General features: G+C 47.0%; 17 protein-coding genes and 1 riboswitch. Of the genes, 2 read left to right on the top strand and 15 right to left on the bottom strand.

What is annotated here, in order from left to right; genetic code table 11:
* Window positions 1–344: 344 nt before the first annotated feature.
* From ACDE64_RS07110 to ACDE64_RS07090, 5 genes are all read right to left on the bottom strand, one after another.
* Complete coding sequence (locus ACDE64_RS07110; RefSeq protein WP_411349489.1) at window positions 345–1,868, bottom strand: methyl-accepting chemotaxis protein; 1,524 nt, start codon at window positions 1,866–1,868, stop codon at window positions 345–347.
* A gap of 319 nt (window positions 1,869–2,187) precedes the next feature.
* Window positions 2,188–3,624: an amidase gene (locus ACDE64_RS07105; RefSeq protein ID WP_411349488.1), complete on the bottom strand. Its 1,437-nt coding sequence runs from the start codon at window positions 3,622–3,624 to the stop codon at window positions 2,188–2,190.
* A gap of 118 nt (window positions 3,625–3,742) precedes the next feature.
* Complete coding sequence (locus tag ACDE64_RS07100) at window positions 3,743–4,273, bottom strand: GNAT family N-acetyltransferase (RefSeq protein ID WP_411349487.1); 531 nt, start codon at window positions 4,271–4,273, stop codon at window positions 3,743–3,745.
* Window positions 4,274–4,544: 271 nt separating this feature from the next.
* Window positions 4,545–4,736 (bottom strand): hypothetical protein, encoded by a 192-nt coding sequence (locus ACDE64_RS07095; protein WP_411345778.1) that lies wholly within the window; start codon window positions 4,734–4,736, stop codon window positions 4,545–4,547.
* A gap of 189 nt (window positions 4,737–4,925) precedes the next feature.
* Window positions 4,926–6,206: an MFS transporter gene (locus ACDE64_RS07090; RefSeq protein ID WP_411350246.1), complete on the bottom strand. Its 1,281-nt coding sequence runs from the start codon at window positions 6,204–6,206 to the stop codon at window positions 4,926–4,928.
* Window positions 6,207–6,755: 549 nt separating this feature from the next.
* Between ACDE64_RS07090 and hepT the strand changes: the two genes are divergently transcribed.
* Window positions 6,756–7,781: a type VII toxin-antitoxin system HepT family RNase toxin gene (gene hepT, locus ACDE64_RS07085; protein WP_411349486.1), complete on the top strand. Its 1,026-nt coding sequence runs from the start codon at window positions 6,756–6,758 to the stop codon at window positions 7,779–7,781.
* A 13-nt stretch (window positions 7,782–7,794) separates the two neighbouring features.
* On the opposite strand, the gene ACDE64_RS07080 is transcribed toward hepT, so the two are convergent.
* The 9 genes from ACDE64_RS07080 to ACDE64_RS07040 form a co-directional block, all read right to left on the bottom strand.
* Window positions 7,795–9,477, bottom strand: coding sequence for a glycoside hydrolase family 32 protein (locus ACDE64_RS07080; protein WP_411349485.1), 1,683 nt, complete (start codon window positions 9,475–9,477; stop codon window positions 7,795–7,797).
* A 279-nt stretch (window positions 9,478–9,756) separates the two neighbouring features.
* Entirely contained in the window at window positions 9,757–11,274 is a 1,518-nt protein-coding gene (locus ACDE64_RS07075; protein ID WP_411349484.1) for a glycoside hydrolase family 68 protein, read from the bottom strand.
* 492 nt (window positions 11,275–11,766) lie between these two features.
* Complete coding sequence (locus ACDE64_RS07070; protein ID WP_411349483.1) at window positions 11,767–12,615, bottom strand: PRD domain-containing protein; 849 nt, start codon at window positions 12,613–12,615, stop codon at window positions 11,767–11,769.
* 21 nt (window positions 12,616–12,636) lie between these two features.
* Window positions 12,637–14,172, bottom strand: coding sequence for a PTS transporter subunit EIIC (locus ACDE64_RS07065; protein ID WP_411349482.1), 1,536 nt, complete (start codon window positions 14,170–14,172; stop codon window positions 12,637–12,639).
* A gap of 606 nt (window positions 14,173–14,778) precedes the next feature.
* Window positions 14,779–15,747, bottom strand: coding sequence for a stalk domain-containing protein (locus tag ACDE64_RS07060; RefSeq protein WP_411349481.1), 969 nt, complete (start codon window positions 15,745–15,747; stop codon window positions 14,779–14,781).
* A 105-nt stretch (window positions 15,748–15,852) separates the two neighbouring features.
* Window positions 15,853–16,926, bottom strand: a complete 1,074-nt coding sequence (locus ACDE64_RS07055; RefSeq protein ID WP_411349480.1) for a hypothetical protein — start codon at window positions 16,924–16,926, stop codon at window positions 15,853–15,855.
* Window positions 16,910–17,443: an RNA polymerase sigma factor gene (locus tag ACDE64_RS07050; RefSeq protein WP_411349479.1), complete on the bottom strand. Its 534-nt coding sequence runs from the start codon at window positions 17,441–17,443 to the stop codon at window positions 16,910–16,912. The genes ACDE64_RS07055 and ACDE64_RS07050 overlap by 17 nt, the downstream gene beginning before the upstream one ends.
* Window positions 17,444–17,766: 323 nt before the next feature.
* Entirely contained in the window at window positions 17,767–19,581 is a 1,815-nt protein-coding gene (locus tag ACDE64_RS07045; protein WP_411349478.1) for a glycoside hydrolase family 2 protein, read from the bottom strand.
* A 273-nt stretch (window positions 19,582–19,854) separates the two neighbouring features.
* Window positions 19,855–20,835, bottom strand: a complete 981-nt coding sequence (locus ACDE64_RS07040; RefSeq protein WP_411345767.1) for a DMT family transporter — start codon at window positions 20,833–20,835, stop codon at window positions 19,855–19,857.
* A 157-nt stretch (window positions 20,836–20,992) separates the two neighbouring features.
* Window positions 20,993–21,144, bottom strand: a riboswitch (FMN riboswitch).
* A 457-nt stretch (window positions 21,145–21,601) separates the two neighbouring features.
* Here ACDE64_RS07040 and ACDE64_RS07035 point away from each other — a divergent pair.
* The gene (locus ACDE64_RS07035; protein ID WP_411349477.1) at window positions 21,602–21,940 is read left to right on the top strand and encodes a hypothetical protein; all 339 of its coding nucleotides are present in this window, start codon (window positions 21,602–21,604) and stop codon (window positions 21,938–21,940) included.
* A gap of 200 nt (window positions 21,941–22,140) precedes the next feature.
* Here ACDE64_RS07035 and ACDE64_RS07030 read toward each other — a convergent pair whose 3' ends face one another.
* Entirely contained in the window at window positions 22,141–23,568 is a 1,428-nt protein-coding gene (locus tag ACDE64_RS07030) for an MBL fold metallo-hydrolase (RefSeq protein WP_411349476.1), read from the bottom strand.
* Window positions 23,569–23,871 lie beyond the last annotated feature (303 nt).

The following is a 23,871-nucleotide window of genomic DNA, read 5'->3' as shown; positions in this document are numbered from 1 at the left end:
TGTGGTCAATCAGATGAATAATAATGGCATAAAAATACATATACTGGAACATCGGTGAATCTATATTCCATATTGTTGCAGTCTGTCATTTTAGTCAATCCTCTGCATGAGAAACCGGGCAAAAGACCCATCTTGTGGATAAAAAGGAGAAAACAAACAAAACCAACACCTTCTTTCTGCAAATACGAAAGAAAAATGTTGGTTTTGAGGATGTGCTCTCACGCTTTAAAACCAAATCCATTCTAAGATCAGCTTAGTTGCTGTACTGGCGTGTCGAACACAGACAATATTATCACATTTACTGGAATTAGAAGGAATTTTGTACATTTCAATCCCGATATGATTTATGCTAGATGAGGCTGGGCAGATGCAGTATCACTTTGACTCAGGGAGCGGTTGAGCAGCTGAATCAGATGCTGCAATTGATCAAAGCTGTTCGCAATAGAATCGACTCGTTCGGTTTGCAGATGCAGACTGGAATGAATCTGTTCAATCGAGCTGCTAGACTGTTCGGTAACAGCGGAAATGCTACCAATTTCCATAACGGAATGCTTGAGTGCTTCGATCAGTTCCGCAATTTTACGACTAATATCAGCGGAATGACTGGACACCATCACCGTTTCGTCGAGAATGCGACCAAACAATCTGCCGGTCTCACCAGCAGCCTCTTGGATTCCACCAATCACTTCGCGCCCCTCGGTAATTCCACTGCCGACCACTTCTAGCTGTTGATTCACCCGATTCAAAATTTCACTAATATTCAGAGTCGCCTGCTGGGAATCGTTCGCCAGATTGCGAATCTCGGATGCAACGACGGCAAATCCGCGTCCATGCTCTCCTGCGCGTGCGGCTTCGATTCCCGCATTGAATGATAGCATATTCGTCTGCCGTGCAATGCCCTCAATCGATTCCAATACAGTAAAGATATCGGCAGCGTATTCGCGGAATTGATCCATCGCAGTATGCGTATTATCCATAACGGTTGCCACAGTACCAACACTACCATGCAGACGCTGCACATGCTCGCCACCAGAACGGGTTAAGACGGCAGCCTTTTCCGCCAGGCGATTCATCTGGACAGCAGCTTCGTCAATATCATGGATAAATGATTCGGAATGCTGGATCGACTCATTCACCTCGTTAATACTTACCGCTTGGGAGGACACACCACCAGCAATTTCGCCAAATCCTACATTCAACTCTCGTCCCAGTCGATTCGTATCCTGTACATTTTGCTGTAATCCAAGACCAAAATCATGTAACCGTTCCGCAGATTGCTCCACTTCGCCGAGCAGCGCATCTAATTGGTCGCGCTGGTTTTGCAGATGGGCAGCCATACGCTGACCTACGATACAGACGGAGACTGCTACCGCGCCAACCATAATCGTCACGAGGAAAACGACGATTTTATCCATAATACTAGCACTGCTCAAAAATGGATTATATAGTACGTGCACCACTTCAATACCAAGCATGTACACAATACTTAATACAGTCGTTCGGCGATCCAGATACAATAACGCCAACAGCACATAAATGAAAATAGACGACCACGCCGCTTCTGATGGAATTACCCATAACGAGCAAAATGTGATGAAAAAGGAAAATGCGGTCAGCCAGTGTTTGCCGCTTTTGTATTCATGAAAACGACGATATAACAAAATCAAGATGGGGATAGCGATAATCACGACAGCTTCAATGCCAATCCAGTACATAAGCGGCATAATGCCAAGGATATACATCAGCGCAAAGATCGGAACACAGGAACCAAGCAGCAGCAATAATGTATACAAATGCAGTTTGGCAGCAAGCTTTTCATACGAGTCGGCAAAAACAGGGGGTTGTGTAGGCGCAATGGCTGTATTCATAAATCCTCCTCAATCATCGAAAGTTAAGTTTTTTCGTTTCTTTCTATATTATGTCGTACTTTTGCAACAGGAAGTGTAGATAGCAATCAAACATTTTTAACCGTTTACATATATGGACTGGAGAAATGAACGCCTCTTTCTGCATAATGATGAATATTCTATCGTTTCAAAGTGATCTGTGATTCATCATACGACGTTTGCTCAGTTCAGATCGCAGTGTATAGCAAAAACCCGGTAACTGCCATGAGCGGCAATGACCGGGTGGAGATACGTGATTGCTTGGAGAGAAATCATAGAATCAGTAGCATTGTACCTTCGTCTATAGCAGCGGGCTGCGGCGAGCAGGCACGACCTGTTCAAAAGCATATGCAATACGAATCAGCTGTGCTTCGCTATATGCAGTCCCCATAAAGCTAACGCCAAACGGCATACCGTCACGGCGATATCCCGCAGGCACCATAATCGCCGGATAGCCGCCAACTGCTGGTGTATCGGTAAATTCAGGTGTGAAAATGGCGTCCAGTCGATGCTGATGCAAGATTGTGTCAATGCCGTCTGCACGCGCAGCTTGCCACTGATCCAGACGAGCGTTGATATAAGCTGGCTCAGTCAATGTGCCAGATGTTTCGTATTCTGCTTTGAGCAAAATGTCCTGTCCATATCGCAACGCTTCCCGGTGATGCAGATGATTGAAGTCAATCATTTCCTTTAGCGTACGTACGGTTGCCTGCGCACCTAGACTTGCCAAATATCCATTCAATGCTGATTTGAATTCATACAGCAGCACCGTCATATCACCTTCGGCTACCGTATCTGGCAAATCGGCACCTTCGATAATGATCGCCCCCGCATGACGCATCGCCTCAATCGATGCCTCCATAATGGCAATCTCTTCTTCATTACACCGATCCAGATGCGCTCGATTGATGCCAATGCGCACTCCATGCAAACTCGCAGTATACAAATCTGCTGCATAATCCGGTATATTCACAGGTGCGGATAGTGTAGTCGTATCCTGCGCATCGCGTCCTGCCAGTACACCTAACAGAATCGCTGCATCCTCTACTGTACGCGCCATCGGTCCCGCCGTATCCTGCGTGTATGTAATCGGAATAATACCAGTGCGGCTAATCAGTCCTAGCGTTGGCTTGATGCCGACGAGACTATTGCTGGCAGATGGACTCAAAATCGAACCAGACGTTTCCGTACCGACCGCAACTGCGCATAGATTGGCAGCCACTGCGACACCGGAACCAGAACTAGAGCCGCCGGTATCCAGCTGCCCGGGACCGTATGGATTCAGCGTTTGTCCACCGCGTGCGCTATAACCATTTTTCATCTGAAACGACATGAAATTCGCCATCTCGGTCAGATTGGTTTTGCCTAAAATAACCGCTCCTGCCTGACGCAATTGCTGTACAAGAAACGCGTCTGTCGGTGCAAACGAATCTGCCAGTGCGAGCGAACCCGCGCTAGTGTGCATATGATCGGATGTGCTGATATTATCCTTGATCAGCACGGGAATGCCGTGCAACGGACCGCGAATATGCCCTGCCGCGCGCTCGCTGTCCAGCTGCATCGCTATAGGAATGGCATCTGGATTCAGCTCGATAACAGAGCGCAGCTGCGGACCTTGCTGATCCAATTGGGCGATGCGGCGCATATATTGAGAGGCGATTGATACCGCCGTTTCCTGTCCTTCTTCCATCAGCTGTTGCAGCTGCGTAACGCTTGCTTCCTGTAACGTAAATTCCATCGCAATCCCAGCCCTTCTGCTTCCATGATTTCCATACCGAAAATAAAGGTTTCCCATACAACTATACTACGAATAACAGCGTATCTTCCAATACGTAAACAGCTCATATACTAGCAAATTATCGTCCAGCATACTCGGTTGATAGAATAGAATACAAATAGGAATCGTGAAATTCGCCTTTGTAATACCAATGTTGGCGCAACACTCCCTCGCGTGTCATACCGAGCTTTGTCATTACTTTTTCCGACGCGGTATTGGCGGGACGGCAGGTCGCATAGATGCGATGTACGTTCAGTTTGTCAAAGGCATAACTGAGTAATGCTTGCGCTGCTTCCGTTACATACCCGCTCCCCTGATACTGTGGATGCAGGACATAGCCAATCTCGGCATTGGTAGATTGCAGATGAATGCCGATACCGCCAATCAATATACGATTGCTTTGCAGCTGAATGCCCAGCTCATAATGCTGACGTGGTTGCTCCTGTTGCCAGTCTACCACCTGCTGAATGTACGCCTGCGTATCCGCTTCGGTATTCGGTCCCCATGCCGTATAGGTCGTTACCTCTGGCATGGATGTATACGTATGTATAGCTGTCCAATCATCCGGTACGAGATCGCGTAAGATCAGTCTCTTGGTTTGAAGTTGCATCGTGGTTCCTCCATTCTATATAGATCGGATTGAGAAAATATCTGTTGTATGTAGATGACAAGAGCTTACTGCTGTAGAACACATACTAAAATGATTGTATTATACCATTTTCAAGTCGTTTCAGGTTGTTTGTATCCTATACGTTTTTCAACCGGTTACTATTCCGTGAACATCAAAAAACCCGATTCACTGGAATCGGGGGTCTTACATGTGAATCAGGGATTTACATGTAAATCAGTATATGCAACATAGCCAATGATTCGTTATTCAATTAACGCAACCATACGATCGCAAGCAATACAGCAGCGATGAGCAGTACCGCCAGTCCATAATTACTCAATTCATGCAAAAATCCACGAGGATGTAGCAAGCGGCGGCGATGATCGTTGTGCAATTCATTCACATATTCTTCTGAGTGTAATCCGGGGTGCATATTGTTATTGTTCATATCGCGATCATTCATACCATTCAGCCTCCCTGCTTATCTATCATAAGTGATGAAGAATACAGCAATGGCGATCCATAGAGTAGTTATCCGTTGTACACCTATACGTAGCAACAAGTACAATCGTTCCAATTTATTTCCAGTTTATCAGAACGTAGAGCAAGGTGTCTATTGAGCATTGTATCTATGTCCTTCATAGTGCTCATGCTATCGCAGTGCTTGCTCCCGTCCCTGCTCGACGCGCACGAACAACAGCAACCCAATGCCCATAATAAAGAAAAAGAGCAGTGATAAAATGCCATAGCGAGCTGAACCAGTCAGCTGTCCGACTAGTCCGAACAGAAACGGTCCGAAGATCGAAGCAAATTTGCCAGTAACGTTGATTAAGCCAAAATACTCCCCGGTACGCTGCGGTGGAATCAGATCGCTAAACAGCGAACGCGCTAACGCTTGACTGCCACCCTGCACCAATCCAACCAACGCCGCCAACATATAAAAATGCCACGATGTAGTCATAAAGTAACCCAGTACGACAATAAGCAAATACACCGATAACGATATTATCAATAACCGTTTCGCGCCGTAGGTAGTACCCAGTCTGCCAAACAGCAATGTACTCGGGAATCCGATGAACTGCGTCATCAGCAACGCCAGCATCAGATCGGTCGTACCAATGCCAATCGTCGCCCCGTATACCGTTGCCATCAGAATAATCGTATTGATGCCATCATTGAAAAACCAGAATGCTGCCAGCAGCTTGACCAGCTCGGGGTAACGACGAATCCCGCGCAAACTCACCTTGATATTATTCATACCTGCGCGCAGATAAGCCACCGTACTCATCGTGGGAGCGTTCGTCGAACGCTTCGACCACGCACCGCTCACGCGAAACAATGGGATCGCAAACACTAACCACCAGATTCCTACCGTTACAAAGGAAAGCCGGGTTCCTGCTAACGTATCCTGCAATCCGAACCAGTGCGGCTGCTGAATCATCAACAAATTGATCGCCAGCAATAGTCCACCGCCAATATAACCATACGCATACCCGCGCGCCGATACCGCTTCCCGCTGTCCACGCGGCACCATATCCGGCAATAACGCATCGTAAAAAGCATTGCTGCCTGCAAACCCAATTGTCGATACAATTAACAAAATCGAAGCAAACAGCCAATCCCCTGTACCGATCGTACTAAAACATATCGTTGCCGCAATGCCCAGTAGCGAGAATACAAACAAAAACCGCCCTTTATTGCCCGCCACATCCGATACTGCACCCAACAGTGGCGATAGCAGCGCTACACATAACATGCCAATCGAATGCGTATAGCCGAGATACGATGCAGCTGTCGTTTTATCCAGTGTAGAAGCAGCCACTGAGCTGTAAAAGACTGGCATCACCGCTGCCAGTACGGTTGTCGCATACGCCGAATTCGCCCAATCATACATCATCCATGAAGTCGTACTGCGTTTGTCTGCATAAGGCATTCCCAAAAGTTGCCCCTCCATTTCATTACGCTTGTCGCAAAACCGTCTGTCTCGTCTGTATAAATCTCATATATCTAATGTAGGTTGCTGTAATGATTGTTATGGTATGGATAGCTGTCCTGATCTGATTTGTATGTATAAGCTGGTGCGGTAGATGGATATTTATTCCATTGTGGTTGTAGTAACGAAATGGTCATTGCATTAGGATGAACCCGCTATCGAGCGATCTGGTTATAAAGCTACTCGGCATGTAAAAAGTGAATATCTGCTTTTAACGTATACATCTGCCGTACACATCTGCTTGTATGATCTAGGTGTGCGTCGTTTCGTTCTGCACAGGGGTACCGCTTATATTTAACGTGATGATGCGGCTCAAGTCAAATGTAGCTTCCCAATTGCGGATAATGATGGCAAACGAAATAGACGATCCGAGCAGCATGGGGCAAGACATGTTCCCAGCAAATGCTGTGTAGAGACGATACCAAATTCATCGTAAAAGTGTGTTATAGTTGTAAAAATTGGACATTTTATCGTCGGGAGGTATCGTTCATGCAGCTGTCTCACCAGATGATGCAGCCGATCATTCAACGACTGCGTGAACAGTGTGATGCGGAGCTGATATTGCTAATTGGGTCTGCGGCACGCGGGGAATTGCGAGTGGATAGCGATGTGGATCTGGTTTATATGTCATCGCCGCATCGCCGACCGTTGTCTACTTATCGGCGGTATATGCTGGCACAGGAGTTGGCAGATCTGCTCAGTAGAGATGTGGATCTGATCGATTTTGCATGTGCCAGTACGGTCTTTCAATTACAAATTGCTACGACAGCGGTCGTGCTGTACGAGCACAATGAGCTGCTGCGACCGTTAGCTTGGATTACTGCTTATCGCGATTATGCGCTGCTCGGTGAGCGCAGACAGACGGTGATCGACACGCTATTGTCACCACAGTCACAGTCACAGTCACAGTCACAGTCACAGTCACAGTCACAGTCACAGTCACAGTCACAGTCACAGTCACAGTCGATGATGACGGATGCTGCGAACAAGTCCAGCTTTATTTTGCCGATAGAATGTCATACAGATCGATTATCGGAGCAGCGCAACAAGGATACACCCGTGGCGAATGGTGAACAGGCAGCCACTTCTATAGGAGGAACTCTTATCGTGAATAGAGATATTATATTGAACAAATCCGCTACCATTCGTCGATGTGTGCAGCGGATTCATGAGGAATATGAAGGCAATGTCGACAATCTGTTCAACTTTACCCGTCAGGATTCGATTATTTTGAATTTGCAGCGTGCCTGTGAAGGATGTCTGGATCTGGCGATGCACCTGATTTCTGAAAATAAACTTGGTGTGCCGCAGAGCAGCCGGGATGCGTTCGATCTGTTGCAGCGCAGTGGCATCATTGATCCGGCGCTCAATCGCAGCCTGAAGGCGATGGTTGGCTTTCGTAATATCGCCATGCACGATTATCAGGCGGTACAGGTGGAGATTCTGGAAGAGATGATTGAGGAGCATTTGCCTGATTTTGAACAATTTATTATCTGTGTAGAACAGAGCGGCTGAAGCTACAGCCGCTCTATTTGCCTAGATATTTGATGACAACATTATCAAATACCGCTTTGCCCCCTTCGCTATACAGCGCAATCCCTTGATCACCCGGCTCCGGGAATACCAGATTGGAAAGTGTTACTTGCCCGCCATCGACGAACATTTCTACACTTGTTTTATCGACCAGTAGTTTTAGATGCACCTTTTTCTTCGACGAATCGAAGGGCGCCTGACTTTCCAGCAGATTGTTGCTGTTGTCAGGATGACCAGTGTACGAACGATTCACATACGTATACCCGCCTTCTACAAACACACCTGCATCCACATGTCGTGATCCATCCGGCGAACGGCGTAGCTGTAAGCCTGCATTTTTTAGATCAGACCATGAGATGTCGGCGTCCAGCTGATACGAAGAACCTTTTACATCCAGCTTATATTGTCCGTCCACTTCCACACTCGGAATATGCTGAGTAGCGGCGACAAATTGGGACAGTCCACGGATCGGCTGGGATAGCAGCGTATAGCCGTTAGATGATGGTTTCAATTGAATCTGACGCACCATCGAGTCGGTGCCATTATAGCCATCCTTCAGCGTTGGCGTATTGTTGGCATAATCCCAATTGTTCATCCATGCGAGCGCGTAGCGATGATCGTAGGGCTTGTTGCTGGTGCCATCTTCAAAGGTCACTGCCGCATACCAATCAAATCCATAATCAAGCCATTGCGGCTGCTGATTGTCCGCTTTGAAGCTTAGTCCGTTAAAGGTGCCGATCCAGTACGCATACGTATTCGGCTGACCAGATGCACGGCCGTTGGCGCTAACGCCAAGTACCCATTTATACGTACCATTCGATGCCCGCATCCGATACAGATCAGGGCATTCCAGTGTACCGATATTGTCGGCTACAAAGTCGCTAACATAACGCCAGCTTTTTAGATTTTTGGAAGTGTAAAAGCCGATACGATTGCCTTCCGCCATAAGCATAATCCAGCGCTTGGATTGCTTATCCCAGACCAGCTTCGGATCACGAAAATCGGCATTACCCGGGTTGGACAAAATCGGCTTGTTGCCATATGCCTTGAACGTATTGCCGCCGTCCGTGCTGAACCACAGGTATTGCTCCTGCGCTCCGCCATTGGCAGAAGGCTGGGTCACAATAGCGATCATCGTATGTTTGCCCAGACCGGCTGTATTGTTCGTATCGACAACGACTGAGCCTGACCATGGATCGCCATTGGCGCTAGTGTATTTTGGAATCGCAACGCCCTGATCCTGCCAGTGTACGAGATCGGTTGAGGTAGCATGACGCCATTCGGTGCCGTTACCGTTAGGGTAGTCTTTGTTGTACAGATAGTAATAATGATATTTGCCATTGGCGTAGACTGGACGCTGCGGATCATTCTTCCATTTATCCGGCACGGTGAAATGATAGTTCGAACGGTAGCCGTTGATCTGCTGCCCGGTAGAAGACAGTTGTGCTTCTACATTCTGCTGGTTTTGTCCATTGGATTCACTTTGTTTATTCGACTGGCTTGACGGATTGGTTGAGCTACTTGCTTCCGCTTGTGTAGATGAAGATGTTGATGCATCAGGTTGCAGCTCATAGCACGCCGCCGTTCCGATAGCGATCACTCCGGTCAGTCCAAGCGGCCATATCCACCGGCGCAGGACTGTCGTTCTGGATGTGTTGCGGTTATCTGGATGCTTCATAATATGTTCTCCTCTCTGATGTCGTTGATCCTGTTCATAACAGATGCGATATAAATGGAATAAGGGAACAGAAAGCGGCGGTCATTCGCCAACTTTCTCCCCCTCTATTCCCGTTCTTGCCCATGGACAATTTCCATCCAAGGTGTATCCAATTCAACTTCAATCAAACGAGTCCTCAAATGAGACTTCATGGTCATAGCAAACCGATTGTATAGATTCAAACGAATCTATACATTAACATGCATATTTCCATTTCGTCATTTTGTATTTTTTATTTCGTTATTTCGTTGTTACCTGACCTTGATTCAGAGTACTGTTCGGTACAACCGATGTACGGTCGCCCTGAATCGCCACTTGGAAGCTTGGTGCAAAGGTCGACTGCTGATTGGCAAAATAACCACGGTTGGTCATATAACTCGTAATGACCACTTTATTATCCTTCACCTGTGGAATCGCAAAGTGCGCATATGTCCATGTCACATCACGCGGATTCAGATCCTGATGCAGCACCAGCCCGCTTCCATTCAGCGGTTTGTATGGTCCGTCGATCGAATCCGATACATAGCCGAGCATATAAATGTCTTCTGCATCTACACCGTCAAGGAACATTTTCGCACCGCGTGTATCGGTGAATAGATACCATTTGCCATCCATTTTGAAAATGTTGGCGCGTTCGATCTCATCTGTTACGGTATTCGATGCGATCAGCGGCTTCATTACTCTTTTCAGCGAGTAATCGTCGTTCAGTTCAATCATGCCAAGCGCTCCGTTAGCGATAGACATGTAATCCTTGTCCGGGCTATTCAGCAGCTTCTCCCGTTCAATGTTGAAAAATTCGTCGCTGCCACCATAGTAGGCTTTGTTGTAAAACATCTCGTCACCCTGATAACCACTTTCCGAGCCGGTATTCGCTTCAAATACCAGATACTTGTGACCGTTATCTTCTACATAGTGTGGATCACGCAGCGTATGATTATCGGAATAGTCACCCGCGCTGAATGCCTGATTGACCGTTTGGTACATTTTGCCGTCGCCGTCAAAGATCGATTTGAAATCTTCCACGCCATCCACTTTTAATGTGCCATCTTCCGGTTGTGATACATTCACCTGCGCAGTTGTCAGCGTCTGCTTGCCATAGAAGCCTTGATCCGCATCCCATGGATGACGGTTTGTGTAGAACAGGCGTACTTTGCCGTCCTTGGTCATCGTTGCTGAGCCAGACCATTCTTCCGATTGATGATTCAGAATCCAGTCGTTGGGCACCAGCTTGTCCGTATCTTTGAACACACGACCGGCATTTTTCCAAGCGTCCAGCGATTGGTCATTTGCTTTTTTGTAAAATAGATAGATGAATGTGTCGGACGAACTCTTCGGATCGCCAGCTAGACCGAATACGATCTCGTAACCGTTATAGTTGGCAACTGTACCGTCCGCATTTTGCAGCGGCCATGTGTCCCAGACGTCGAGATTGATCGTATTGCCGTTTGCATCTTTGCCGACAGCAGACGGAATATTGCGTATCTCGTCCTTGTTGAATGCAGGCACCTGAAATTGCGATTGCTGTTGCTGCTGTGGAATTTTCAGTGCATCAAAACGGGTGATATGCGAGAAGCCGTATGTATCGTCGATCACCGATGGGATAGCTGGATTCTCCGGTACAGGATGTGTAGGACGTGTCGGAGAACCGCCATTGTAATCCTGTCCGTAGCCGCTGGCAAGTGCCGGTGTACCGCCTGCCAACAGCGCTGCTGCCACCGTAACGACAGCCGCCTTTTTATACCATTGATTGATGTTCATAATTCAAACTCCCTTTCAGAATATGGAATGCCGGAAGGAACTGGACGACAAAAAGACCTAAAAATCCCTAACCAGATACCATGTCATAGGACATAGCGATCTCCAGTCGGAGTTTTTTAGGTCTTGCCTGCTTTACCAGTAACACACCCGGATATGCTGTTGCTGACACCTATTCTATACCGCCTGCTGCTGACAGTACTATAGAGAGAATGAACCAATTTGACAACCAGATACAAACGACTATTTTCGCAAATTTTCATGAAAAATCATCATTTTTAGTCTTATTCTCACATTTTCAAAGGTTACAGTTTGTCATTGAAGGTTACATTTTTGCTACTTTTTATCCAGACAACCTTTGAAAATGAATAGTTCTGCTTAGTAGGCGGAACAGGTATATGGAACTGTATCGGTATGAATAACAGTTGATGCTGCTGCTTGTTCGTAATGAACCAAGTCCATTCTCGTCGTTCATACGCTTCTAGCTACGATGTGTCAACGGGCTGGATGACCCAACCTTTCCTGCAACCGTTGCAGCTCAATCGCTATAAGTACACGCTGGCTATCGGTAAAGGTATATCCATATTCGTCCTCCGCATGATCGGTCATCTCCTGCACCTGTGCATACCAATCCGCATACTTGTCACGAGCGATCACAATGATCTCCTCATCCAATTCAGCAGCTGGATGACCATCGACCGAGGATTGCAGTATACTTTTCAGCTGGCTAATCAATCGTTCATATGCTGCCGACTTGCGATCTAGCGGCTGGTTCAGCACATATTCAATATCCTCTACCATATCGCGAATGAGCGCTGCCAGACCGGAAGAAGCAGCACTAGAGCCTGCATTCATGACAGCAGTATGAATGTGCATAGCGATATAACCGACTTCATCCTCAGGAATATCAATCTGTAGACGCGTGGCGATCAGTTCACGAGCATATAACCCGATGCGAAATTCTGCCGGATATAGAATTCGTATTTCTTCCAGCAATGTATTGTGAATGATCATGCCGCTACGCAGCCGCTCCAGCGCATGAGACAGATGATCGGTCAGCGCAATATGAATATGCTCATTAAAAGAAACATTCAACTCACGTTCCGCATGGGAAATAATATGCTCCGACACTGCGATCTCCTCTTCTGGTAGCTTTTGCAGCATTTCCTGCAAATACCCATACCGCTCCTGATCTTCCAAAATGAATATTTTCTCAATGCGACTAGGATCAACGATATCGTTTTTGCCTTTTTCAAAAGACACCCCGCCGCCCATCACAATCTTCTCCTGTCCCTGATCGTCGACGATGACAGCGTTGTTGTTCAGAATCTTTTTGATTTTCATGTCATCTACCTCCACAATACGTTATGATGAACGCCCATCTCTGCCCAGCAACAAGGTCAGTACAAATGCTGTACTCGTCGCCAGCACAAAGCCAGTCATATAATGAATAAAATTAGACCAGCCAAACGGAATAATGAATGCCAGCATCGGAATGCCAGTCAACCCGAAAGAGCTAGCAACCACATGATACCAGCCGATATAAGCGCCACCGACTGCACCACCAGCTGCCGCCGCGATAAATGGACGCACCAGCTTCAGATTGACACCAAGCGCGACCGGTTCTGTAATGCCGAGAAAGGCAATTAGTGCGCCCGGCAATGCCGCTTTGCGTAACACGGAATCTCGGGTACGCACATACACTGCCAGTCCTGCCCCGCCTTGTGCCACATTTGCCATCGACCAGATCGGCAGTAGAAAATTCACCGCAATATCTGGGTTGGAGATCAAGCCTGCTTCAATCGCCTGTAACCCTTGATGCAGCCCTGTCAGTACAATACTGCTGTACGCCCCGCCCAACACCAATCCAAACCAAGTACCACCGTACGCATACAGATGCTCCAGTAGTGCAGCACACCAATGACCCAACCATCCAGAGAGCGGACCGATCACGAACAGCGCAAGCATACTGCCACCGAGCAGTGACAATACCGGAATGACCAGTACATGTACGGAACCGGGAATGATACGGCGTAGGCGGATTTCCAGCATCGCCATCAGCATAGAGGCGACGATGACCGGAATTGCTGTCCCCTGATAACTGAACTGCGGCAGGGCGACTAACCCGAACGATGAAATAACCGAAGGCGGCATACCATCACTGCCTACAATCTCCGGCCTGGACATTAACATCCCCAATACTGCGCCTAGTACAGGTGTACCGCCGAATCGCTTGGCAGCATAATAGCCAAACATCACACTAATGATTTGGAAAATCGATCCGGTCAGCAGTTGCAGCAATCGGAACCAGAGGGAATCTGCTTGCGCCCAGCCGACAAATTGCAGTAAGCTAACCAGTCCGAGCAACATGCCTGCCGCAACAAAGACTGGAATCATCGGCACGATAATATCGGAAAAGAACGATACCGCGTCTACGATACGCGTAGTCAGCGGACGTCTGACGAGTGGCAGATTATCCTTTGAGGGATGATCATTGGCACGAATCGCCGCAGCAGTGAATGGTGGAGTTGCTAATTCTTCACCCACAGATCCGTCTGTCTCTGACTCCATCGTATGCTGTTGTGGTACTGTCGTTTCCTTTTGCTGCAACTGGCGTTCAATCTGGCGATACAGCCGGAATACTAGCTCTGGTCCTACAATGATTTGCAGTTGCCCACCAACCTGACGTATATTTTGTACTTCTGGAATATTGGCAAGCGCTAGGTGATCTGCCAGCTCAGGATGATGCAGCCGCAGGCGGATACGGGTTGTGCAATGCAATACTTCCTGTACATTATGCAGCCCGCCGGATTGTACAATGAGCTGTTCTGCCAGTTGCTGCATATGCTGACGGCGTTGAAGCCGCTTCGCTGCCGGGGAAGCAGTTTCTTCTTCCCGCACAAGCATTCCTCCTTTGCCAATGTTATGGATTGCAAATGTTGTTCAATGTTCAATGTTCGGTGTTGAATGTGTGAATGCGGAATGGAATTCACAATGATGGATGATGAGTTGATACAGCTACTTATTTACTGATATAACAAGCTTACGCAAATTTTCAGTATAGTTACACGACTGTAACTTTGACAGTATACGGCACATTGATAGAGCTGACAACTCCTTTAGGAACCGGTTCCATTTTATTGGGTATAGCAGGTAATAGTATGAGGAATCTAGGGGTATATCATGCCAGTTTATTGATGTGCTAGCGAATCCAATGCAACAGCAAAGAACCTGTTCCGATTACAGCATCTTGTTACGGACAGGTTCTTTGTTTATTGGTTTTTGATTTTGTTTTTGTTTAGGAACTTTGCATTAGGGAAGTCTGGTTGGATCTTTTACTCTTGATCTTCTCATTGCTACTATTTTGGTATAAGTCTACTTATGATATCGGTGAAATTCCTTATCGTTTAAAAAACTATATACTTGCTACCTACTTATTTTCTAGACCGCATGTACTTAAAACTTGTTACTTTCTATACTTTTAACTCTTAAAGATGCGTCGCTATCTCAGCGCGTATCGATGCGCTTTTCATCAGGTAACGTATACGAAATCGTACCCGATTGATCCGAAATTGCCCCTCCCACCTTATATACTCTACCTGTTCTGTGAAAACTGTTATTTGAATGAATGATGCCTGTTTCTACTAAGCTACTATCACCCCAGCCTCCATGCAAATAATATACAAAGTTTTGATACTTTAATGGAATATCGCTCCATTTATCTTTTAATTGAAATGTAAGTAGGTCGTTCAGCGTATGGAAATCGCCTGTTTCGGCGCTCAATCCATGTGCCTGCCATGTAATAACTAGGAAATCGCCTTTGAATTCAATCAATGAAATCGTATCTCCATAAATATAATAGAACCGTAGTGCTTCTCCTTCCGGAAATAGAAATTCACGATCCAACATTTCTCCATTGGATGTGACTTCCAATGGCTGTCGCAAACTATGTACACCGGGGAGCGAAACTAGAGTGCCTTCTACAATCAGCTTACGTGCACTCGCAAGATCGCCTTTGTCCAAAATTTGTCGATCATCTCTATTCAATGGCAGCTGAATCGTCAAGGTTTGCTTATTGTAGGTATAGTTGTAACCTAGCTGTCGGATAACAGCAGCCGGAATATACATACGACCGTTCATCTTCTGTATCGGTGTATACAGCTGAAATACGTTTTGCTTTCCATCATTAAGCTTGTATTCGTTTTGACCAAGCTTGAATGTATATACCTCACCCGCCCACGGTGCCAGCGTGATCGTGCCGTTTGCAGCAATGTGAAATTGGGAGTGGGTGGCTTGGGCAAGCTGACGTAACGGGAGCATGAGTTGTCCTCTCGAAGTGGTCAAGGTGCCTCCGTCCAATTTTTGCCCGGCAGGCGTGACAATGGTTAGTTCGGTTGCTGCTTGTGCGGTCAACGTAGGCACTAATCCGATGATCATCAATACAGAGATGATCCAGAGCATTTTGATCGTTTTCAATATCCATCTTCCTTTCCATATTTTTGAAGTCCTTGTTTTTAGACTTCATCATAGCTGGAAAAGTTGCGAATAATATAAAATACTTTTTCACATGATCGTGTACGATTATTCATTCATAGAAAACGAAATCGTCCATTGTCCATCTAGTGTTCGAACGATATTGGCATAATCGAAATAGAAATCGATATCCTGTTGATCATCTACCATTGATGTATTGAAATCAAACTGCTGTTCCACAATATTTCCTTCAGTAGTAAGAGATGATGAATAATCTAGCAACTCGCCATTTTTCCGCAAAACAAGTTTGTTCATCGCCTGTAGCTTATGAAACTGATCATTGTCTGGAATTTTGATCACACTTTGATCTAGGCTATAACGTAGAGTCAGTTTCCGATAGTTATCCGACCAGTTAAGGGAGTGAAGCAAGAAGTTCGCCTGTTCACCGGGATGAATCGTATATTGTTTACCTGTCTGCATGTTAGATGGCAATTTAAGGTTATGATGCTTGATCAATACTAGATCTTTGAACTTCACCAGATACTGCTGCTTATCCATAATATTCGCAGATTCGTTCAAGGAGAACGTTTCGTCTGCAAAGTAATTTTTAGCTTTGTCAAATCCATTCAATGTACTGATAACATCACTTCCGTTTTCAGCATTCACAAGATCTCCCTCAACAAATGAAGCATAATCGAATGTGGATTTGTCGATTCCAAATAAACTGAAATTGAGCGTTAACGATTCAATTCCGTCTGGATTAACATTGAAGCGTCCTGTATTTAATCTTAGCCCTACGCCATTTTGCACAGACTCAATGTTCAGATTTTTTATTATTGGCAGGCTCTTATTGAGAGAATTATCTTGTGCATGTGGGATGGCAGACTCTACATTATAGCTTGCTTGTTGAGTCGATTGTATCGGTATAGATTGCTCATTGTACTGCCAACCCAATACCCCAATACCAATCGCTGCAACTGCACCGAGCGCAATGACTCCCCCTCTTCGTCCCCGCTTCTGCGAACGAAACTGCTTCATCTTGGGCTGATCATCCCGACTCCAACCGGAGCGACGGTTATCGACTTCCCGCTGGATGCGGCTCCACATCCCATCGTAATCCGGGGTCTGTTCCGGTTCTTTGTCTAGATGCCGTTTGATCGTCTGCTCATCCCATTTTGGCATGAATATCACTTCCTTTCTGGGCATCGTCGGTGAAATGGGTTGAATATTTGCGTAGCTTTTTCAGTGCACGGTTTAGTCTGGATTTGACCGTACCCACTGGAATATTCAGAATCTCTGCCGTCTCGGTTGTACTGCATTCCCCCATGTAATACAGCAACAACACCTCTCGTAGCGGCACTGACAAATGATTCAACAGCTTAGCAAACTCATCCACCGTCTCTCCATGCTCAATCTGCGTTTCTACTGATTTGCCAGACAATAGCGGCAAATGCAACGTAAATGCTCGCTGCTCTCGCCGCTTGCGACTAGTACGCCGATGAAACTGAGTATGACATTCGTTCGCGGCGATGCGCAGTAACCATGCCTTTTCATGTGTAATATGATCCCGCTTTGCCAGCAATGCCTTAATAAACACTTCCTGACAAATGTCCTCGGCATCGGCAGGATTGCCCGTCATATACAGACAGTACCGATAGACCGATTCCCGGTATGTCTCAAATAGCTCCCTATCGTCCACAATATCCCCTTCCTTCTCTCTCGCTCTGAGCCTTCTCTATGTAGACTGAGCACAGCGTCCATGAGTTCCCTTTTTTATGTAAAATATACAGGTATTATTTTATCGCACTACACTATACATGCAAAAAGAACCTGAGACGGTGTACAGATTGCATACTTCTTCCCATCATAATCACTGCATAACGATCACTTGTTATGCGTGTATTTATGGCAAAGGATATACATGTATCTATACACGTTCAGGTTCTTTGTCAGGTACAAGATCAATCGATTGGCATTTCTTCAGTCCAAGTGTGCATAGTCATTCCTGCGTTATTACACATTCTACTCCTGATTCAGCACAATCCGCCGAATCTGCTCCAGCGGAACCTTCGGCTGGCGATCATAAGTCAGCAGACCGTTAATTTCCTGCTCCACATCTGTCAACTGGGTATAACAGAATCCACGCACAATCGGCGAGCCGTACAGTGGACGAATGACCGCCTGTAGACGCTGCAAATAATCGTCGTCATTCTCGGCACCGGAGTAGCCCCAGCCCTCCTGTTCCCCTGTCTGGTACGCGATGCCGCCGAATTCCGTGATCATAATCGGCTGCCCTTCATACTGCGCACCACCGACGAAGAGGTGGCGATTGCCCGGCGTCGCGTTAACAGCTGTCTCCACGTTAGCATAACGGTCTGTCAGCACCTGCTCTTCCCACGCATAATCATGGATTGCCACAATGTCGGTTTTCATCATTTCCCAGCCATCGTTGTAAATGACCGGGCGCATCTCATCCAGTGAACGAGTCAGATGATACATTGCCAGCCCATGCTGCTGTTGACGTTGATCGACCAGCGCATTCGGAATGCCCCAGCTCTCGTTAAGCGGCACCCAGACGATCACGGACGGATGGTTGTAATCACGCTGAATGATCTCCTGCCATTCGCGGGTAAACCGGTTCACATATTGCTCGGAATAATCATACGCATTGGCAGCTTCGCCCCACACCATCAGCCCCTTCACATCGCACCAGTATAGAAAGCGCGGGTCTTCCGTCTTCTGATGCTTGCGCACACCGTTGAAGCCCATTTGCTGTGTTAATTCAATATCTCGCAGGATCGCTGCATCCGACGGCGGTGTGAGAATGCCATCTGGAAAATACCCCTGATCCAAGACGAGCCGCAGAAATTCAGCCCGATTGTTTAAATAAAACCGACTGTTGTCGATAGACACTTTGCGCATACCAAAATAGCTGTCCACCGTATCCACCACTTCGCCGTCACGCAGCAGCTCCACCCGCAGATCATACAGATTCGGTCGGTCAGCACTCCACCAGCGCCCCTGTGTATGATCGTTAAAGTCATTCAGCCCAATTGCTCGGAACGGCTCCACACTGCGCAAGGAAAATTCGTCGCTCGCGATATTTGCTCCGTCAAAATCCACCATCAATCGTACCTGAAAAGAGCTCGTATGTAGCGCACGTCCCGTTTCCGGCGTATACTTCAGCCCGATCCGAATCTCGTTGCGATCAATATCCGGCGTCAAGCGCAGACGCTGCAAGTGATACGGCTCTACCACTTCCAGCCATACACTTTGCCAGATTCCAGTCGTCCGAGTGTAAAAGATACTTGCTGAATCTTCCAGCCAGTACTGTTTACCGCGCGGCAGCGTTACATCACGGCTAAAGTCCTCGCAGCGCACCACAATTTCGTTTGTATCTTCCTTATCCAGCAACGCTGTAATATCCGCTTGAAACGGCGTATGCCCGCCTTCATGTGCCGCCGCCCATTGTCCATTTACCCAGACCGTTGCCGCATAGTCAACCGCACCAAAATGAACGATGATCTGTTTCCCCGCCCAGTCGGTCGGCAGCTCCAGTGTCCGGCGATACCAGACCAGATCGTGAAATCCGGTGTCACCAATACCGCTCAATTCACTTTGAAAGGCAAACGGAACTTCAATGCTGCGGTCAAATGTCCCCTGTCCGCGTATATGCCAGCCTTCTGCATCTCCGCGGTGTTCATCGTCAAACGCAAACGCCCACGTCCCGTTCAAATTAATCCAATCTTCCCGTACCAGTTGCGGACGCGGATATTCCGGTCGTGGCAGACGTTGGTCGCGATCATTGCGCGCAGTTGGATGTTGGACATATTTCATATGATAAAGCTCCTCCCTCAGATACAATATAGGTTCCCAATCAAAGCAGCAGGACAGCATCTACAACAATATCGTAAGCGGTTACAATTAAATTTGTATCCATCATACCTTATCCCTGCTCACCGTGTGTGGATGATTTTATATAGATTCCATCTGCTGCATATATTCAAAAAGCTACGCAAACTCACTTGATTGAGTTGACGTAGCTTTTGGTTAGGCTTTTATCGAAAGTGAAAGAGCATTTACATACCAATTTCAGTTGCGTACTGATCGTTAGGAAGTAGCAGGAACCGGGTCTTTGGCTTCAGTTGGTTGTTGTTGTCTGGAAATGGCGAACAGAACGCCCCAGATCAGTATGAAGCCGAGCAGTTGCGACCACGTTACGACCTGATGATAGACGATCCAGTTGATCAGGACACCGACCATCGGGAAGCTTAATTCTGCTAGCGTTGCTACCGATGCTTTGGTCGTGGACAAGCCTTTGTAGTACATCAGCAGGCTGAGCAGTCCCGGCAACAGAGCTTGACCGACCAGATTGACGATGACGAGCAGGACAGGGATGGCACCTGCAGGCAGGCTCCATGCTGCGTTTTCGTTCAAGGTCAAGACGAGCAGTAATGGAATCGCCAGAATGAAGCGCAGCGAGGTGACCGTTTCGTATTTCATTTTGCCGACCATCAGACGCCCCATAACGGTTGATCCACCCCATAATGCAGCGGCGCCGAGTGCGAGTAAGGAACCGACCTGTGCAAAATCGTTAAAATGACCAATCGGAACGGCAAAGCCGAATGTTAGCAAGTACGTACCGCCCAGCGCCAGAACGAACAGCCAGCCAAAACCGCGTGGCAATGTTTCTTTCAATAGTAGACGCGCCAGAATGATGGCGAATAATGGTTGCAGCTTTTGCAATAATAAGACGGCGTTGAGATCGCCATGCGATAACCCCATCGTGAACAGTACAGTCGCAATTGCCGAGCCGCCCCAAGATAGGAACAGCAGCGCGCCGATATGTTGCCATTTCAGACCGCGCAGCTCATGACGATTGATCCACAAAATCGGAGCGGCAGCTAGGAATGCTACGAGATGCTCCAGCAATACGATCTGGGTCGATGTGAACGACTCCAGCAAAATAATACGGAATAGCGGATCAACACCCCATAGTGCTGCCCCGATAAAGACGAGCCAGAAGCCGCTTTTGACATGACGTTGTTTGGTTTCAGCGGCAGATTGAAACCGATAGTTGACGTTTTCCATAATTCAAACTCCTTAATATGATTAGAATTTGAATAGGCGATCTTATACGGAAAGCCCCTGAGCATCGGGAACCGACATTCAGGGGCTGATCAAATAAACATGTACATAGGATATACCAATGTTGTCCATCGGCAAATAAACCTGTACAGGTTTATGTGTTGATCTTCTCCCATCCGGACTTTACCGTCGGCTCTGGAATTGCACCAGATCAGTCAACTGCTCCAAATTGGAACAGTGAGTCGCGGGCTGCTGTCGACATCGTCAACATTTACCGCCGGTCAGGAATTTCACCTTACCCCGAAGATCTCTATTCGATTGTTCATTACGATAGCTGATGATTATCATCATGATTCTATTTCATTAACCATGAAAGACGTTTTTGAAAGTTTCGCAAGCTAACCTTTGAATAAATCTCATTATAAAGATACTTTTAGTAACTTGCAATAGCTTTGTACATAAAAATCATAGCTTTTTATGTAATTCATATCGTTTAACTCGGTTTTATCTATATGTATAGCGTAACGTATTCTGTTATCCATTTCAAGATAGGATGCTAAATCCTATCATTTCGCTACTTGCTCTCTCTATTTTAATCATTTTAAACATGTCTATACAATGCATGTTTACGAAAATTTGGTATACAAAATAGTTCGAATTTAACATTTTACATATACGTGTGTTGTCAGCTTGGTGTCTGGGTATAAGATAAGGTGGGCTTTTTACAGCTTTCACACCAAATACATATATTTGAAAGGGGAAGAACAAATTGGATTTTAACAAACCCAATCCGGAATTCACACCCGGACAAAATCCGAACTACCCTCCAGACTCGAACTACCCACCCGGTGGTTACAACCCGCGCGCAGGTGTACTGAGTGTCAAAGACTGGATGATCACCCTGCTGCTGCTAGCGATTCCTGTCGTCAATATCGTTATGCTGTTCGTCTGGGCATTCGGTAACAGCGCACCACTGTCCAAATCGAACTACGCCAAAGCCGCACTGCTGTGGGCAGCGATCTGGATCGTGCTGTACATTATCTTCTTTGCGATTTTCGGCGCGGCATTCTTTGCCACTATGAGTAGAATGGATCAAGGCGGATATTGATTTTGTAGCAAGAACGTAGCAACACGATTCGGCAGAAGCAAGGATACCGTGTGCATGAGCAGTAGTGTTGGAACGAATGCTCATTGCCAATGAACCATCTAACAGAATCAGTAAGTTCAGCAGAGTGGGTTCTACATGAACCTGCTTAGCAAAAAGAAGTGCGTCTCTGCGGCGCACTTCTTTTTCGTGCTTATATACGGTCAAAAATACAACTGATCATCCGGCTTCAGCGAATGTACCTGCTGAAAGCCTTCCTGCTCCAGCCTTAGCGCCAGTCCATCGGTACGCGGACGTGTCGCATGTACGAGCAGGGTACGCGGGCTTTTGAGGTCAAGCAGCATTTGCCGCACATCCGGCAGCCCTTGATGCACCTTGTAGCGCACATGATGAATCTGACAGCCCTGATGCTCCATATCCATCAGCAGCAACCGCCCGAATGAGCCATGCGCCAGATCACCGGTAAAAATCACCCGATTCACAGCACTCGTAGCAATACGAGTATAATGCTGCTGTGCCTTGACCGATTGCAGCATCCCGTCGTCGGTAAACAGAATCGAACTAGGATGCTGGCGAAATAAGGCTTCGCGCGAATGCTCATCCGTCAGCCGATACAATTGTGGATGCTTCAATAGCTGTGCAATACGCTCCGCTCCATCGCTACGCAGCCAGCGCGGTTCAGCAGCGAACAACTCTAGCGCTTCCAGCAGATCCTGCTCTACGAGAATCGGAATCTGAGCAAACTGCTCACGCGCCCACAGAATCAATTCCTGTCCGCGTCCATATAACGGTACCGGCAGGAGAATCGCACCTCCGCGCTTCAACGTTTCCTTCATATACCGACTCAACTGTGATAGCTTATTGCCCTGCCGATCTGTATCTACACCATACGCCGCATCGACAATTGCCAGATCCAGATCTGGAATTTGCCCAGGTGACGGATGTGCACGCGAGATAATACGCGAATGATGCAGCGGACGATCTGCTTCCAGTAGTCGCGATTCGGCACTATAATCACCGGTATAAAAGATCGTCTTGCCATACCAGTTCACTGCAACCCAGATGGAACCCGGCAAATGACCTGCCCGTCCCCAGCATACTTGTAGCTCTGGACGCAGCCATGTCCATTCTCCTGGCGGTGCGACATCTTCCAGATAGCGGAATTTTAGAGAAGACAGCGGCTTTCGTTCAGCATCGCTGGAGACTTTTACTTGTCGCTGATCATTATCATTATGTTCATACGTCAACGGATTCGCTAGTTCACTAGCGGTATGATACGACCACTGGTCTGATTTGTGATCAGCAACCACATAGTGCTGCTCGTTCAGATGTTGCTCATGCATACGAAGACAAACCGGTAATTGCTTGAGCGTAGCCCGCGTCGTCCAAATATCGCCGGTATATCCATACTGCTCCAATAACGGCAAACCGGAACTGTGATCCTCATGCGCGTGTGACAAAAAGACAGCCTGTGTTCGTGATAACATATACGTCATTCGGGCAGGAAAATCGTGCTCATCCCGTGGCAGCTCCATCCCACAATCAAGCAGCAAATAACGGTCTTCCCGCCTCAGCAGATAACTGGATCGTCCATGCTCGCCCGCGCCGCCAAGAATCGTAAGTTCCATCATGATATTCAACTCCACCTGTTTTCACCATGGTCGTCTGAACCGGATTACGCGGTTCAGCCTGTTTTACATGCACTAGATGTCCAACTGTTTCCTGAACAGTATATCTGTCATTTTTGTATGCAGTGTATGGTTAATGTAAACGCAGTATAAACTTTCGCGAAAAGGGAGTGCTATTTTTAATGATACGCAGATACTTATGTACACGAGATTTACGAATGAGTAGGGCAACCTAGGCGACAGTGACTATCGCAATGAGGGCATACGACGACAAAGATGTACCTTTTTATCCGTACTTGAACATGC

Source organism: Paenibacillus sp. WLX2291 (genome assembly GCF_046603665.1).
GTDB lineage: Bacteria > Bacillota > Bacilli > Paenibacillales > Paenibacillaceae > Saccharibacillus.
This window is presented reverse-complemented; position numbering and strand designations above follow the sequence as displayed.